Origin of the sequence: Snuella sedimenti (genome assembly GCF_016428595.1) — a bacterium.
In the GTDB taxonomy this organism is placed as follows: Bacteria; Bacteroidota; Bacteroidia; order Flavobacteriales; family Flavobacteriaceae; genus Snuella; species Snuella sedimenti.
The window spans coordinates 41,511-56,975 of the sequence record NZ_JAELVQ010000009.1; the positions used below are offsets into that span (position 1 = coordinate 41,511).

Genomic DNA, 15,465 nt, shown 5'->3' on the forward strand with positions numbered 1-15,465 from the left:
AATTCGCTTATACCACATGTCATTTTTAACTGTTTTTGAAACATACGATTGGGATACATTAGAACAAGAAATATATAATGTTACGGAAGATGAGGTGGCAGCCATTCTCCAGAAAGAAAAGATAACTTTAAAAGATTTTAAAGCACTCATTGCACCAGCAGCCAAGCCTTTTATAGAGCAAATGGCACAACGTAGCAACCAGTTGACCAAAAAGCGTTTTGGTAATACCATTCAGATGTATATCCCCATGTACCTTTCTAACGAGTGCCAAAATATTTGTACCTATTGCGGGTTTAGTTTAACCAATAAGATTCGTAGAAAAACATTAAGTGATGCCGAGATCTTAAAGGAAGCAGCCCATATTAAAAGTTTAGGCTATGATCACATTTTATTGGTTACAGGCGAGGCTAACAAAACGGTTGGAGTTGCTTATATAAAACATGCCATAGAGTTGATTAAGTCCAATTTTTCGAATATAAGTATCGAAGTGCAACCTTTGGGCCAGGAAGAATATGAACAGTTAATAGAAGCAGGTTTGTATGCGGTTTTGGTCTACCAAGAAACATACCATAGGACAGCTTATAAGACCCACCATCCTAAAGGGAAAAAATCGAACTTTGAATATCGATTGGATACGCCCGATAGGTTAGGAAAAGCAGGTATCCATAAAATAGGGTTGGGCGCCTTGTTTGGCCTCGAGGACTGGCGTGTGGATAGTTTTTTTACAGCCCTGCATTTGAAATACTTACAAAAGACCTATTGGAAGACCAAGTATTCCATTTCATTTCCTAGATTGCGTCCCCATCAGGGCGATGTGGAACCAAAAGTAGAAATGACCGATGCCGATTTGGTGCAATTAATTTGTGCGTACCGTTTGTTGGATGAGGATGTTGAATTGTCGCTGTCTACGCGCGAAAGTGAACGGTTTAGAAACCACAGTGTGCATTTGGGGATTACAAGTATGAGTGCCGAGTCTAAAACGAATCCTGGTGGTTATAGTGTGGAACCAGAATCTTTAGAGCAATTTGAGATTTCGGACGAGCGTTCTACAGCAACTATTGAGCAAATGATTCAATCGCAAGGCTATGAAGTGGTTTGGAAAGACTGGTTTAACCGATAAACGTAATAAAAGCATCCAATTGCTTGTTAAAGTCAAAGTGCTCCAGAGCAGTTTTTTGTATGCGTTCTTTAAGTTGAAGATTAAGGTCTTTTTTGCTGATGTTTGCAATAACTTGATTTAAATGTTGGTAGTCCCCAGAATTGGCTAACCAGCCCAAACGGTAGGTATTAATAATGGTTTCGCCTTCACCACCGCCAAAGTATAACATAGGTAACCCTAGGCGTGCATATTCAAAAATTTTAGAGGGAACAGAACCATAAATACGGTTTCGTAGCGGAATAATGGTAAGGTCGTATTGTAAAAGTGCTTGAAGTAGTTTGTTTCTAGGTAGTTCTCCGTGGTAATGCATGTCTAATTCGGGGTGATTGGCAATAAATGTTTCTATGTCTTTTTGTTCAGGACCCGTTCCGTAAATATGAAAACTTATATTAGAGTAGTCCAACGCCTTGCAAAGTTTGTAAATGCTCTGTGCTACGCCTAAAAGTCCAGCGTAAACAATATTCAGCTTTTTTGTATTTGTGTTAGGCAGTATTGGTGTTAAAACATCGAAATTTGGAAAATTACGATATAAAAAGCATGGTTTTTTGGGTTCAATACTTGAGATGTGATCTAAAATCTCCTGACTTTGACCTAAAACGACACTGGCATGCTTATAATTAAAGCGTTCCATGCATTCCAACAAGCGGTAGCTAACATTTTTTTTAAATGCACCAAGTTCAAGACCCGCTAAGGGCCATAAGTCACTAACGTTTAAGATGAGCTGTCGTTTTCGGAAGCGCAAAAAGAAGATACAGGTAAAAGCAACTAGCAGCGGTGGCGACTGAATAATAATGGTTTTCGGTAGTTTATGCCACATAAAAAACCAAAGTAAGCTAAAGCTATAGGATAGCATAGCGATAAGGCGAACAAATTTATTTTTGGAATTGCTGGCATAAATCCACAAACGGTGGACGGTTAAGTTTTGTTCTTTGTTTGAGTGTTTAAAAGTGCCTCTATAAGCTGTAAAGATTTTCCCGGAGGGGTAATTGGGTAAGGGCGTAATGACAGAAACCTTAAAATTGCGCTTTTCTAAGCCTTCAGCTAAGTGGAATATACGGTTGGCAGCGGCACCTGTCTCCGGAGGAAAATAATTCGTTATGATTAAAACCTCTTTCATTGTAATTGATAGATTGCAATTAAATGATTTACGATGCGTTCTGCCGTTTTACCATCCCATAATTCAGGGATTTGTCCTTGTTTCCATGTTTTTGAGAATAGGGAGGTAAAGGCTGCTTCAATTTTTTCAGTTTTATTGCCAACTAAAACATTTGTGCCAATGTTACAGGTCTCGGGGCGTTCGGTGCACGCTCGTAAAGTAATACAAGGCACGTTCATGACTGTGGTTTCTTCCGTAATACCTCCAGAATCCGTTATTACGGCTAAAGCGTGTTTCACCATATAATTAAATTCTAAATAGCTTAACGGATCTATATAGTGTAGGTTGCTGAAATTAAGGTCTAAACCCTTTAAAATCTTCTTCGTTCTTGGGTGCACGGGAAAAATGATAGGATGGTTTTCTGCAAGGGTTGCGATTTGGGTAATAAGTGCTTTAAGATTATTCTTTTCATCTACATTGCTTGGTCGGTGTAAGGTCATGACCAAATAGGAGTTGGGTTTTAAGTCTAAATTGCTCCAAATGCTTGGTTTCTTCAGACGGTGTTTGTTTTTAAGTAGCGTATCGATCATAACATTGCCAACAAAAAAAATGTTGTTTTTAGTAACGCCTAACTGTATTAGGTTGTTATTGGCATGAGTTGAGGTTGTAAAAAAATAATCGGTTAGGCTATCGGTCACAATACGATTAATCTCTTCGGGCATATTAAGATCGCCAGAGCGAATACCAGCCTCTACATGAGCTACTTTAATACCTGCTTTTTTAGCCACGATGGCACATGCCATAGTAGAAGTAACATCACCCACAACCATTACTAAATCACATTGGTGTTGTTGCAATTCTTTTTCGAAACCAACCATAATAGCTGCCGTTTGTTCGGCCTGTGTGCCACTTTTAACATTTAAATTAGTGTCTGGAAATGGAATGTTAAGTTCGGTAAAGAACGTGTCACTTAGGTTTTTATCGTAGTGTTGTCCTGTATGGATAAGCTTATAGTTAATATTAATGCCTTGCGCTTGTTTGGTTTTTATAGCATCTATTATTGGTGCTATTTTAATGAAGTTAGGTCGTGCACCGGCGACTAGTAGTATATTCATGAGGCTGGTTGGATTAATGATGAAAACTGTTTCAATTTACCACTTTTTGAACGTTGCAGTTGCTTTTGGCGCTCAAAGACTAAGACAAGTCCCTTTTCCAGATAGGTTTCAATGGCCTGTTCGACAGCTTTTATTTTATTGGTAGATAGCACTTCCGGGCTAACATAATTGATTTTAAAGGTATTGGTTTTTAATTGCTCGATCACGAATTCCTTAACATTGCTACCATCTTCGATAATGCTTTTGGTAACGTAATAAAACGTTAAGCCTACTGCCTGTTTTCCGCTAGGTAGCGTTATCATGTCATTGGTGCGTCCGGTAAGTTTTTTTAATATAGGTTTTTTAGGTGTACTATGTATTGAAAGTGCTCCGAGATCACCAATATCATAACGGATAAATGGTTGTGCTTTGTTGTATAGCGATGTAATAACAATGCGCCCTGTTTCACCAAGCGGGAGTACATTATCTTGCGCATCCAAAATTTCGATAAACAAGGTTTCACTATTGGTTTGCCATTTGCCGCTAGGATTTTCAAAAGCAATAAGGTCGAGTTCCGAAGCTCCATATTCGTTAACAACGGGGACACCAAATTGTGTTTCCATAAGTTGTTTGTCGTCTTCAAAAAGCATTTCAGAAGTCACAACACATACATTCAAACTCGGACAGATTGTTTTAAGGACTATCTGTTTGCGCTTTAGAAATTTAGCAAATTGAACTATGGCACTAGTGTAGCCATTTATATAGTTAAAATGTGTTGTTTTGAAAGCTTCCAAAATGTTTGTTAAGGCAGCGTCACTAAGATCAAACACATTAAACCGGATGCGCTTACTTACAAAATCCTTAAGGCGTTCTTTATAATAGTTTTTTTTATTTAAGGGAATTCCATAAAAACGAGCCTGTTTAGAGCTGTTAAAGTCTAGGTTAAACCATCCAAATCGGTCTTTTATAATGGCCCAGGTTAAAGCATGGCAAAGCTTGTCTTTGGCAAAAATAAAAGGTGTACCCGAAGCGCCCGAGGTCTTATCGATGTAAACATTTTTTTTTGAAAAGCCATCCGATAGCAGATTTTCTAAAGGTTGCTGTAAGTCGCTTTTAGTCATTACGGGAATATTGCTCCATTTTAAGGGATCAGCATTTCCTGCGAATTGTTTGTAAAAGGAGTTATGTTTTAAATGGTGTTCAACAATTGTTTGCCTTTGGACATTGATATAGGTAGTGTATTCAGCGTCGTTTCTGTTTTGAATATCACGTAGCATATGTTTGGCTTTTCGAATCGGGAAGCCATTAAGTTGTAATGAAAGGTCAAATAAATTCAAAAGCAATACATCAAATAGGTTTGTGTAAAGTAAAGAAATATTTTAAATTTCTAAGAGATTCCGTGCCTATAATAAGCATTTGATAATTCTTGCAGAATAATTCTTTTTTAAAGGTAAAAGCAATTATTTTTGCACTTCATAAAAATACAATACAATGAATATCTTAATTCTTGGTTCTGGCGGAAGAGAACATACGTTTGCTTGGAAGATTGCACAAAGTCCTTTATGTGATAATTTATTTGTTGCTCCTGGGAATTCTGGGACAGCAGAAATAGCAACCAATGTGAATATTGGAGTAACTGATTTTGGCGCTATAAAAGAACTTGTTTTGGACAAAGATATTACTATGGTTGTAGTTGGTCCGGAAGATCCGTTAGTGCAAGGGGTTCATGATTTTTTTCTAAACGATGAAGCACTTAAGCATGTGGCTGTAATAGGGCCACAAAAAGAGGCGGCAACCTTGGAAGGCAGTAAAGAATTTGCAAAAGAATTTTTATACCGCCATAATATTCCAACGGCAGCATATGAGAGTTTTACAAAAGACAATGTAGAGGCAGGATATGCATTTTTGGAAACCTTAAAACCGCCATATGTTTTAAAGGCAGATGGTTTGGCAGCAGGAAAAGGAGTGGTTATTCTTAACAGTTTAGAAGAAGCCAAAGCTGAATTAAAAAGTATGTTGGTAGATGCTAAATTTGGGCAAGCCAGTACTAAGGTGGTTATTGAGGAGTTTTTAGACGGAATTGAATTGAGTTGTTTTGTGTTGACCGATGGTGAAAACTATAAGATTTTACCAACAGCAAAGGATTATAAACGTATTGGTGAAGGTGACACGGGTTTAAATACAGGTGGTATGGGAGCTGTTTCCCCAGTGCCTTTTGCGACCGATGAATTTTTAAATAAAATTGAAGAACGTATTGTAAAGCCTACCATCAATGGGTTTAAAAAAGACAACCTGCCATATGTTGGATTTGTTTTTATAGGACTTATTAAAGTGGGAGACGACCCGAAAGTAATTGAATATAACGTGCGTATGGGAGATCCCGAAACCGAAGTGGTTTTACCGAGACTTAAAAACGATTTCGTAGAGATATTACAAGCCATGGCCAATGGAACATTAAACACGATCGACATTGAAATCGATGAGCGCGCAGCGACAACCATTATGCTTGTGTCTGGGGGATATCCAGAAGCTTACCAAAAAGGAAAGGAAATAACAGGTGTAAAGTCTGTTGAAGATTCTATTTTATTTCATGCAGGGGCGCAGTTACAAGATGGTAGAATTGTAACTTCAGGAGGACGTGTGATGGCTGTTACCTCTTATGGGGAATCGTATCAAGAGGCCATAAAAAAATCGTATCAAAATATAGAAAAACTACATTTCGATACGATGTATTATCGTAAGGATATTGGATTCGATTTATAAAAACGAGTGCGAAGAAATACTTTTATCTTCTTCGTTGTTATCGTTATAGGTTTTTAATTGTTTCATCCAGTATACGAACGCAACAAAGCCTATCAGCATAAAAATCCAAGAAAAAATATTTGCTGCAAACCAATTCTCAAGCTCTAATGCTCTTAAAGCGTCAAAGGGGGCAAAAAGGTGATCCACAAATAAATCCTGTATTGCGTAAAAGAAATCTTTCATGTGTTTGTTTTTATTGTTTTCTAACCATTTATAGTTAGTATATTTACCCGACAAAAATACAAAAACAGTTAATGATTACAAGCATTTTTAGTAAATCTAAGCCTATAAATTTTATAGTTGTTTTTTTTATTGTGCTTTTAGCATTTTTAATCGCTAGAGTTCAGTTGGTAAATGAAGCAATTACTATAGGGCTTGTTTTTAAAGAATTAGGATTGCTCTTTGTTTGTTTGGGGTCGGTGTTATTGCTTAATTTTATTGTGAGTAAAAACAGCCTAACGCGGTTTGGTAATTATGAAATACTACTGTTTAGCCTATTTTTATTGGCATTACCACAGAGCACAGGTGATGCAAATATTCTGTTGGCTAATTTTTTTGTGTTATTGGCCATACGGCGTATAATAAGTTTGCGCTCTCAGTTACATGTTAGGAAAAAGTTGTTCGACACCGCTTTTTGGATTGCAATAGCTTCCTTGTTTTACTTTTGGGCGCTATTATTTTTTATATTGATTCCTATTACGTTGCTATTGTATACAGACAATAAAATAAAGCATTGGATTATTCCTTTTGTGGGAGTCGTAACTGTTTTTGTTATATGTGTAAGCATTTCTATTGTTTGGAATGGTAGTTTCTTTGGCATATTTGTAAACTTGCCGGAATGGAGTTATGACTTTAAAAATTACAATACGCTTAAGTTTTTGTTGTTTATAACGACATTGTTTTCCTTTGGATTATGGTCTTCCTTATTTTATATTAAAAATTTAAAACAAAAGAAGAAAGCATTTCGGCCTTCATTTACAGTTGTAATCATAGCAGCTGTCATAGCGACTGCCATAATTGTACTGGCGCCCGAAAAGAATGGTAGTGAATTTTTGTTTTTATTTGCACCCTCTGCAGTTATTATTACCAATTATATTGAAACTATTGAGGAGACATGGTTTAAGGAACTCTTCCTTGCTATATTGTTTTTAGTGCCTTTTGTGTTGTTGTTCATTTAGAGGAGTTTCAAGATAAGAATGCTTTAGGTTGGTCTTTTTTTAGGTAATTTCATAGCTGTATCAGATTTAAAGTTGACCAAATAGATGTATATTTACGGTTTAAATTAAAAGCATATGTTTACAAGTAAGGCGAATAAAATATTTCAGCAAGTAATAGAAAAATACCATATTATTAACACTGTAGATCAGCCATTTGAGAACGCTTATGGTGAAAGCAATTTGATAGAGCATCTATTATACAGGAAATGTTGGATCGATACCGTACAGTGGCATTATGAGGATATAATCCGTGATCCGGAAATTAACCCTGTAGCTGCACTAAAATTGAAGCGACAGATTGATGCTTCAAATCAAGACCGTACAGATATGGTAGAGTATATCGATAGTTATTTTCTTGAAAAATATAAAGATATAACACCTAAGGATGGTGCCACAATAAATACTGAAAGCCCTGCATGGGGTATTGACAGGCTATCTATTTTAGCTTTAAAAATATATCATATGAATGAAGAGGCAACAAGAGCTGATGCCTCAGATGAACACCGTGCTGCATGCCAAAAAAAGTTAAATGTCTTATTGGAGCAGCGTGTAGACCTATCAACAGCAATCGATACTTTGTTGGGCGATATCGAAAGTGGCGATAAGTATATGAAAGTGTATAAGCAAATGAAAATGTATAATGACGAGGAGCTTAACCCAGTATTGCGTTCACAGAAATAATAGGGTCATAATATAAAAAAATCCTTTCCCTTTTAAGGAAAGGTGGATTTCAATTTTTCAAAATTGAAATACGGAAAGGTTATGCAAATTAAGTCCAAACACATCTTAGTTATCCGCCTATCCGCTATGGGCGATGTGGCTATGACCGTTCCCGTATTGCGAGCATTGACCGAACAATATCCAGAACTTAAAATAACGGTTCTAACACGGACTTTTTTCATTCCATTTTTTAGAGACATAAAAAATGTAACGGTTTTTCCAGTAGATTTAAAAGGACAGCACAAAGGCGTTTTTGGATTGTATAAACTAGCTCGTGAACTTAATAAAAATAAGTTTTATGCTATTGCCGACTTGCATAATGTGTTAAGGAGTAAATTGTTAAAGCAATTTTTAAAGACCAAGCGTTTTGTTTCTATTGATAAAGGGCGAAAAGAGAAAAAACAGCTAACTTCAGGCCGCGTTTTTAAGCCCCTAACCACCACACATCAGCGGTATGCGCGTGTTTTTGAAACCTTGGGGTTCCAGTTGGATTTATCACATCCTGTATTTCCGGATCCATCGGTTTTAAATAAAAAGACTTTACGTCTTTTAGGTGAAAATGTCAAGAAGTGTATAGGTATTGCACCTTTTGCTGCACATGAGGGAAAGATGTACCCTTTAAATTTGATGCGGCGGGTTATAGAAGCCTTATCCAAGGATTATCAGGTGATTCTGTTTGGAGGGGGCGCATCGGAAATTGCGATTCTAGATGCTGTTGAAAAAAACTTCAAGAATGTTGTTAATATAGCCGGAAAATTGTCTCTGGAAGAGGAAATGGATGTTATTTCGAATTTGGATGTCATGTTGTCAATGGATTCTGGTAATGCCCATATAGCAGCGATGTTAGGCGTAAAGGTTGTTACTATTTGGGGGGTTACCCATCCTTATGCTGGCTTTGCACCATTTAACCAACCAGAAGATTATGCCTTACTGGCAGATAGAACACAATTTCCGGATATCCCTACGTCGGTTTATGGTAACAAATACCCCGAGGGCTACAAAACAGCGGCTGGAAGTATTCTTCCTAAAGTTGTTGTGGAGAAAATCAAATCCGTCATTACGAGGCGTGAGGGGCGAACAACGAAGTAATCCCATTATTAAAAACAGAGAGATTGCTTCTTCTCGCTCTGCGATCGATCATCGCAATGACGAAAAATTTAGTGTTTATGTTTCCTCTTATGGGACTTTCTAAAGGATAGAAGGAGCCTAAACATCGTCGTAATCAACAGAAAGCGTAGAGGTTGTTGGATGTGCTTGACATGTTAAAATAAGGCCTTCTGCAACTTCACTGTCTGTTAGGATATTATTTTGTCTCATGATCACTTCACCTTCGGTTATACGAGCCAAACAGCTACTACAAATGCCTCCTTGACATGAGTAAGGCGCGTCTAAATCTTCATCTAGGGCAGCTTCAAGAACCGTTTGTTTTTGGGACATTTCAAAAGTGGTCGTTTCATCATCAACAGTAATGGTGATTTGTGTTTTCCCACTTTTAATGGGTGCCACATCAATTTCGGCTGGCTTTGCAGCTTTAAAGAGTTCGAAATGGATTCTGTTTTCATCAATGCCATGATCGGTTAAAACATCTTTAACAGTATGTATCATGGCTTCTGGGCCGCAAAGATAAAAAGCATCAACCTCTATATGTTTATGCTTGTTTTTCATAATATAATTTACGGTGCTCTTTTCAATACGGCCAAATATGGCATCCTCTTCATCTGCCTGACTAAACACAAACTGGATGGAAAAACGTTCTTTGTATTGATGCTGTAGATTTAGTAATTCATCTAAAAACATAGTGTCTTTAGTGGTCTTGTTGCCATAAACTAAAATAATCTTGCTGTGTACTTCTTCCTCTAAAGCACATTTAATAATACTCAAAATAGGTGTGATGCCACTTCCTGCGGCAAAGGCAGCGATGTTCTTGGTTATAGAGTCGTTGGGCTCGAAAGTAAAATGTCCTTTAGGCGGTGCTACATCCAATGTGTCTCCTATTTGCAATACATTGTTTGCGTATGATGAGAACGTACCGTCCTTTACCTCTTTTACGGCTACCTTTAATTCGCCGCTTTTGGGCGAAACACAAAGTGAATAGTCACGACGTATTTCAGTGCCATTAAGAGTCGTTTTTAAAGTAATATATTGACCTGCTTGAAAAGCAAAGGTTTCTTTTAAGTTTTCAGGGAGGTTAAAAGCAATGCTGATGGCTTTGTTTGCCTCTCTTTTTATTTCCTTTATGCTAAGTTTGTGAAATGATGACATGTGTAAATTTTTGACAAAAATAATAAGTTGATTTGTAAATAGGATGTTGTTTTTAACTAATTTTAAGATAATGTAACAGATGGCGTATACTGGTGAATAAGAATTTGATAGGTCATAATAAATCGAAAAGAGTAGAATAAAACAGGGTTTTTGATTTTTTCGGCAATCTTCTGTAAGCTAAATGGATGTTTGCTGGCAGTTTTTTGTCAAGAGTCAAAGCCTCGTTAAAAGTTCCATTTTTATAGCTAAATCCAAAAAGATGCTTATTTTTACCTCTATATATAATAATAAAGAGAGTTTTAAGTTATTTATTAGACTAAAAAACCAGCATTGAGAACAGTTTATAGAGTCATACTTGTTTTAGTAGTTTCTACTTTTTTAGTGGCGAGTTGTTCAAGAAAAAAGAATAGCTTCGTAAGTCGTAATTACCACGCAGTCACTGCAGAATTTAATACGTTATACAATGGGTATGATGTTTTAGAGCAGGGACGTACTAGTCTTAATGAAAGTTATTTTGATAATTATTGGGAAGTACTTCCTATAGAACGTATGGAAGTTACCGATGAGGTTATGCTTCCTGGGCAATCTAAAAGTGAACTTTTTTCCAAGGCAGAGGAAAAAGCCGTGAAAACCATACAAAAGCATAGTATGAATTTTCAAGGAAAGGAGAAGAATCCGCAAATAGACGAAGCGTACCTGCTTTTGGGAAAGGCAAGGTATTTCGATCAGCGCTTTGTTCCTGCACTTGAAGCATTCAATTACATTCTTTACAAGTATCCAGCGAGCGACAAGATAAATCAGGCCAAGATTTGGCGGGAAAAAACGAACATACGTTTAGAAAATGATGAGTTGGCAATCAATAATTTAAAGCGTTTGCTAAAACAAGAAGCACTAGAAGATCAAGATTTAGCGGATGCTACTTCCATGTTGGCGCAGGCATACTTAAATACCAAGGCTGTAGATAGTGCTATTACCCAATTGGAAGTTGCTGCCAATGCGACCAAGCGAAATGATGAACGAGGTAGATACCGGTTTATACAAGGACAGCTATATAATACTTTAGGAAAAACCGATAGTGCTAATTATGCTTTTGATAAAGTAATTGAACTAAATAGAAAAACGCCGCGCATTTATTTAATAAGCGCCCATATTGAAAAGATAAAAAATTTTGATTATAAAAGTGGCAACAAACTAGAGCTATTGGAGCGTCTTACCGAGCTTGAAGAAAATAGAGAAAACAGGCCTTTTTTAGATAAAATTTACCATCAGATAGCAACCTATCATTTAAAAAATGGATCGGATACCTTGGCTGTGTCGTATTATAATAAATCGTTGCGGACCAATACACAAGATAGATTGTTAAAAGCTAAGAATTATGAAATACTTGGCGATATGAGTTTTGATAAATTGTTGTATCGTGATGCCGGTGCTTACTACGATAGCACTATGGGTAATTTGGTTGTTGACTCTAAACCTTATCGTGTTATAAAGCGTAAGCGTGATAATTTGGAAGATGTTATATTTTATGAAACCGTTGCTCGGGTTAATGATAGCATCTTGGAGTTAGTGAGTTTGTCGGATGTAGATCGTGTGCAGTACTTCGAATCGTTTATAGAACGCTTGAGGCTAAAAGCCCAGGAAGAAAAAGAAGAAAAAGAACGCCAAGAAGCTATAGAACGCAATAGAGGAGGTGTCGCTGTAAATAACGTTCCGGGCGGACAGCAGCTTTCTGGAAGAGGTGTTCCAGGACAGGCGTCAATGTTTTATTTTTACAATCCAACAACGGTTGCTTATGGTAAGAATGAGTTTGTTAAAATTTGGGGAGATCGTGCCCTGGAGGATAATTGGAGGTGGTCGTCCAAAGGAGGCACAGGAACGGTCAATAATACTTCGAGCCAAGATATTCTGGCATCGGCTTCAGAAGACGAATTGTACGATCCGCAATTTTACATTTCTAAAATCCCATCCGAAGAAAAAGAAATAGATAGCATTTCCAAAGAACGCAATTTTGCCTATTATCAATTAGGGCTTATTTATAAGGAAAAATTTAAAGAATACCCCTTAGCGAAAAGCAAATTTAAAACCTTGCTCAACAATAACCCAGAAGAACGCTTGGTGCTTCCATCTAAATATAATTTGTATAAGATTTATACGGTTTTAGGTGAAAATGATGAAGCAACTATTGCAAAACAAGACATTGTCACAAAGTACTCAGAATCACGTTATGCAGCAATTTTAAACAACCCCGAGTTAGCAGACACAGAAGATGGCGATAGTCCAGAGCGTTTGTATGAAGCGCTATATGAACAACATGAAGATCAAGAATACGCTAAGGTGATTACAGCCTGCGAGACCTACATTAATAAATTCGATGGAGAACCTATAGTTCCTAAGTTTGAACTGTTAAAGGCGACCGCTATGGGACGTTTGTATGGTTTCGAAAAATATAGTAAAGCGATTAATTACATTGCTGTGACTTATGCAAATACGCCAGAAGGGATGCAAGCACAAACAATTGAAAATAACGTCTTACCTATATTAGCCAATAAGGATTTTGTCGAAGATAATATGTCAAATAATTTTAAGGTGATTTTTAAGTTTCAAGACGAAACACTGTTAGAAGCTAAGCCTTTTCAGAAAGTGTTGGATACTGTTTTAAAAAATATAAAGTATTACGATTTAAAAACCTCTCTGGATATATATGACCAGAGTACTGCTTTAGTTGTTGTTCATGGATTAAAAACAGCTCAGGTAGCTAAAACTTTTGATCAATTGTTGACAAAGGAAGATCGACAAAAAATACAGGTACCTTATTTTGTAATGGCGTCTGAAAATTATCAAATCATCCAAATCCACAAGAATTTAGGTATATACTTAAATAGAACCAATAAATAGATATTATGTTTTCTGATAATAAAAAAGAAAAGCAAATGGTAGAGGGATCGTCAAGTCAGAATATTATAGCACAAGGCACTAAAATAGTCGGTGACCTTATTAGTGAAGGAGACTTTAGGATTGATGGTGTTGTTGAAGGCAATGTTACAACATCTGGAAAAGTAGTGGTAGGAAAGGCAGGTTTAATAAAAGGAACTTTACAGGGTACCGATGCCTATTTTGAAGGTGAATTTTCAGGTAAATTAACACTTTCGGGTACTTTAACGTTAAAATCCTCGGCACATATTGAAGGAGAAGTGGTGGCAGGAAAGTTAGCCGTCGAGCCAGGGGCAACATTTAACGTAACCTGTGTTATGAAGGGATCTGTAAAAGAAATTAATGGTGGGCAAAAAGGGACAAAAGCCGAACAATCCGCTTAAGCAAATTGCGGTACTTACAGGAGTTGGTATCCAAATGGGTGTTATTATCTATTTGTTTGTGCTTTTGGGTAGGTGGCTAGATGCTACCTATAATGTTGGCGGTAAAGCGTTTTTAATAATTTTTACACTTCTAGGGGTTGGTGTTTCATTGTATGTAGTTTTGAAACAGCTTAACCGAATTCAAGATTAAATGATAAATCCTTTTTTAAGTTTTACAATAAAGGCAAGCATATTTTTGTTGTTGGCTTTTTGCATTCACATAAGTATATTGTCTGTTTTTAACTTGCCTTTATTCGATAACAGGATTGTTTTGGCTTATGCGATTAATCTTTTATTAATTATTGGGGTTTTTGGCTTTCTTTATTTGATGAGGTATAAGTACAAAAGTCAATTAGGCTTTCTTTTTATGATGGGTAGTTTTTTCAAGTTTGCAATGTTCTTCGTGTTTTTCTATCCTTTTTATAAACAGGACAATGAGGTTTCAAGACTTGAATTCATGGCTTTTTTTGTGCCTTATGGTTTGGGCTTAATTATAGAAACTATTAGCCTGAGCAAATGGTTAAATAAAATGGATTAATTGCTCCTTAAATTCTTATTAATAAGTGAATTGAAATAAAAAGAAAAATAGTTTTTGTTTTTGAGATAAAAACCTACCTTTGCAGCGATTTTTAAGCCACTATTATTTAAAGTGATATGCGTAGAAAAATATCTTTAAAACCAATAACACTACTACTGTTTTTAATAACATTTGCTTCTTTTGCTAAAGAAGGACATTCTGATGGGGAGCCAAAGAGCGATATAAAAACAGAAATTAAGGAATATATCCAGCACCATTTAAAGGATTCTTACGATTTTAGTTTGTATTCTTATACAAACGATCAAGGAGAGCATGTTTATATTGGGGCGCCGCTTCCGGTTATTTTATGGGACAATGGTTTGCAAGTGTTTTGGTCATCTAAGTTTCACCATGGAGAAACAGTTGCTGAGGTAGATGGGAATTATTATAAATCTTACCATGGTAAAATTTATAAAACGGATGCTTCTGGTACAATAACTTACGATGATCACCATCATCCAACCAATGCGAAGCCTTTGGATTTGTCAATAACTAAAAATGTGTTTACAATCATTTTGGTTGGGTTGTTAATGCTGTACATGTTTAGCTCTATGGCTAAGTCCTACCGTAAAGGAGCGTTGCCAAAAGGAATGGGGCGTTTGTTAGAGCCTATAGTGCTTTATATTCGTGATGATATTGCTATTCCTAATATCGGAAAAAAACATTATAAGCGTTACATGAGTTTCTTGCTTACTATATTTTTCTTCATCTGGATTATAAACTTGTTAGGGTTAACGCCACTTGGAGTTAACGTAACAAACAATATAGCTGTAACATTGGCCTTGGCCTTATTGACCTTTTTTATAACCAACTTTACGGCGAACAAAAATTACTGGGGACATATTTTTTGGATGCCGGGTGTGCCATGGCCTATGAAAATTGTATTAGCCCCAATTGAATTATTAGGGATATTTATTAAACCATTTTCGTTGTTAATACGTTTGTACGCTAATATTACAGCAGGTCATATTGTGTTGATGAGTATTATTGGCTTAATGTTTATCTTCAAGAATTGGCTAGGAAGTTCGCTGTCATTTGGTTTAGCATTTGCTTTATCATTACTAGAGTTGTTAGTAGCAGCATTGCAGGCGTATATTTTTACAATGTTGTCGGCATTGTATTTTGGATCGGCAGTAGAAGAGCACCACGATCATTAATTTAAAAGTTGAATGTTTAATTTTTTAA

General features: G+C 36.4%; 14 protein-coding genes. 9 read left to right on the forward strand and 5 right to left on the reverse strand.

All coding sequences use genetic code 11. From position 1 onward, the window contains the following. Positions 1-16 precede the first annotated feature (16 nt). Complete coding sequence (gene thiH, locus JF259_RS08740; RefSeq protein WP_199114937.1) at positions 17-1,120, forward strand: 2-iminoacetate synthase ThiH; 1,104 nt, start codon at positions 17-19, stop codon at positions 1,118-1,120. Here thiH and JF259_RS08745 read toward each other — a convergent pair. Genes JF259_RS08745 through JF259_RS08755 form a run of 3 tightly spaced genes read right to left on the reverse strand, consistent with a single transcriptional unit; the run spans position 1,110 to position 4,686 of the window. Then, positions 1,110-2,276 (reverse strand): glycosyltransferase family 4 protein, encoded by a 1,167-nt coding sequence (locus JF259_RS08745; protein WP_199114938.1) that lies wholly within the window; start codon positions 2,274-2,276, stop codon positions 1,110-1,112. The two genes, thiH and JF259_RS08745, sit on opposite strands and share 11 nt — an antisense overlap. After that, on the reverse strand, positions 2,273-3,370 hold the full coding sequence (gene wecB, locus JF259_RS08750; RefSeq protein ID WP_199114939.1) for a non-hydrolyzing UDP-N-acetylglucosamine 2-epimerase: 1,098 nt from the start codon (positions 3,368-3,370) through the stop codon (positions 2,273-2,275). Before wecB ends, JF259_RS08745 begins: the two co-directional genes overlap by 4 nt. Then, positions 3,367-4,686 carry a phenylacetate--CoA ligase family protein gene (locus JF259_RS08755; RefSeq protein WP_199114940.1) on the reverse strand — a complete coding sequence of 440 codons (1,320 nt, stop codon included), beginning with the start codon at positions 4,684-4,686 and terminating at the stop codon, positions 3,367-3,369. Before JF259_RS08755 ends, wecB begins: the two co-directional genes overlap by 4 nt. A gap of 154 nt (positions 4,687-4,840) precedes the next feature. Here JF259_RS08755 and purD point away from each other — a divergent pair, with 154 nt between their 5' ends. Further along, complete coding sequence (gene purD, locus JF259_RS08760; protein WP_199114941.1) at positions 4,841-6,112, forward strand: phosphoribosylamine--glycine ligase; 1,272 nt, start codon at positions 4,841-4,843, stop codon at positions 6,110-6,112. Here the strand turns inward: purD and JF259_RS08765 are convergent. Further along, on the reverse strand, positions 6,107-6,334 hold the full coding sequence (locus JF259_RS08765; RefSeq protein ID WP_199114942.1) for a DUF6341 family protein: 228 nt from the start codon (positions 6,332-6,334) through the stop codon (positions 6,107-6,109). The two genes, purD and JF259_RS08765, sit on opposite strands and share 6 nt — an antisense overlap. 71 nt (positions 6,335-6,405) lie before the next feature. On the opposite strand from JF259_RS08765, the gene JF259_RS08770 reads away from it, so the two are divergent. From JF259_RS08770 to JF259_RS08780, 3 genes are all read left to right on the forward strand, one after another. Beyond that, positions 6,406-7,329 (forward strand): DUF6427 family protein, encoded by a 924-nt coding sequence (locus JF259_RS08770; RefSeq protein WP_199114943.1) that lies wholly within the window; start codon positions 6,406-6,408, stop codon positions 7,327-7,329. Between the two features lie 114 nt (positions 7,330-7,443). Further along, positions 7,444-8,049 carry a DUF4254 domain-containing protein gene (locus JF259_RS08775; RefSeq protein WP_199114944.1) on the forward strand — a complete coding sequence of 202 codons (606 nt, stop codon included), beginning with the start codon at positions 7,444-7,446 and terminating at the stop codon, positions 8,047-8,049. 126 nt (positions 8,050-8,175) lie between these two features. Next, positions 8,176-9,177 carry a glycosyltransferase family 9 protein gene (locus tag JF259_RS08780; RefSeq protein ID WP_199115024.1) on the forward strand — a complete coding sequence of 334 codons (1,002 nt, stop codon included), beginning with the start codon at positions 8,176-8,178 and terminating at the stop codon, positions 9,175-9,177. A 117-nt stretch (positions 9,178-9,294) separates the two neighbouring features. Here JF259_RS08780 and JF259_RS08785 read toward each other — a convergent pair whose 3' ends face one another. Then, the gene (locus tag JF259_RS08785; protein ID WP_199114945.1) at positions 9,295-10,350 is read right to left on the reverse strand and encodes a ferredoxin--NADP reductase; all 1,056 of its coding nucleotides are present in this window, start codon (positions 10,348-10,350) and stop codon (positions 9,295-9,297) included. Between the two features lie 330 nt (positions 10,351-10,680). On the opposite strand from JF259_RS08785, the gene porW reads away from it, so the two are divergent. The 4 genes from porW (at position 10,681) to atpB (ending at position 15,437) form a co-directional block, all read left to right on the forward strand. Further along, positions 10,681-13,245 (forward strand): type IX secretion system periplasmic lipoprotein PorW/SprE, encoded by a 2,565-nt coding sequence (porW, locus tag JF259_RS08790; RefSeq protein WP_199114946.1) that lies wholly within the window; start codon positions 10,681-10,683, stop codon positions 13,243-13,245. A 5-nt stretch (positions 13,246-13,250) separates the two neighbouring features. Then, complete coding sequence (locus JF259_RS08795) at positions 13,251-13,664, forward strand: bactofilin family protein (RefSeq protein ID WP_199114947.1); 414 nt, start codon at positions 13,251-13,253, stop codon at positions 13,662-13,664. Further along, positions 13,624-13,854, forward strand: a complete 231-nt coding sequence (locus JF259_RS08800) for an AtpZ/AtpI family protein (RefSeq protein ID WP_199114948.1) — start codon at positions 13,624-13,626, stop codon at positions 13,852-13,854. The genes JF259_RS08795 and JF259_RS08800 overlap by 41 nt, the downstream gene beginning before the upstream one ends. Before the next feature lie 503 nt (positions 13,855-14,357). Beyond that, positions 14,358-15,437 (forward strand): F0F1 ATP synthase subunit A, encoded by a 1,080-nt coding sequence (gene atpB / locus JF259_RS08805; protein ID WP_199114949.1) that lies wholly within the window; start codon positions 14,358-14,360, stop codon positions 15,435-15,437. The last annotated feature ends 28 nt before the right edge of the window (positions 15,438-15,465 follow it).

Excerpts from the sequence above, each read along its gene's own strand:
- JF259_RS08745 (WP_199114938.1), bottom strand. The coding sequence starts at position 2,276 with ATGAAAGAGGTTTTAATCATAACGAATTATTTTCCTCCGGAGACAGGT.
- atpB (WP_199114949.1), top strand. The coding sequence starts at position 14,358 with ATGCGTAGAAAAATATCTTTAAAACCAATAACACTACTACTGTTTTTA.
- purD (WP_199114941.1), top strand. The coding sequence starts at position 4,841 with ATGAATATCTTAATTCTTGGTTCTGGCGGAAGAGAACATACGTTTGCT.
- wecB (WP_199114939.1), bottom strand. The coding sequence starts at position 3,370 with ATGAATATACTACTAGTCGCCGGTGCACGACCTAACTTCATTAAAATA.
- JF259_RS08785 (WP_199114945.1), bottom strand. The coding sequence starts at position 10,350 with ATGTCATCATTTCACAAACTTAGCATAAAGGAAATAAAAAGAGAGGCA.
- JF259_RS08795 (WP_199114947.1), top strand. The coding sequence starts at position 13,251 with ATGTTTTCTGATAATAAAAAAGAAAAGCAAATGGTAGAGGGATCGTCA.
- JF259_RS08800 (WP_199114948.1), top strand. The coding sequence starts at position 13,624 with ATGGTGGGCAAAAAGGGACAAAAGCCGAACAATCCGCTTAAGCAAATT.
- JF259_RS08770 (WP_199114943.1), top strand. The coding sequence starts at position 6,406 with ATGATTACAAGCATTTTTAGTAAATCTAAGCCTATAAATTTTATAGTT.
- JF259_RS08765 (WP_199114942.1), bottom strand. The coding sequence starts at position 6,334 with ATGAAAGATTTCTTTTACGCAATACAGGATTTATTTGTGGATCACCTT.
- thiH (WP_199114937.1), top strand. The coding sequence starts at position 17 with ATGTCATTTTTAACTGTTTTTGAAACATACGATTGGGATACATTAGAA.
- JF259_RS08780 (WP_199115024.1), top strand. The coding sequence starts at position 8,176 with ATGGGCGATGTGGCTATGACCGTTCCCGTATTGCGAGCATTGACCGAA.
- JF259_RS08775 (WP_199114944.1), top strand. The coding sequence starts at position 7,444 with ATGTTTACAAGTAAGGCGAATAAAATATTTCAGCAAGTAATAGAAAAA.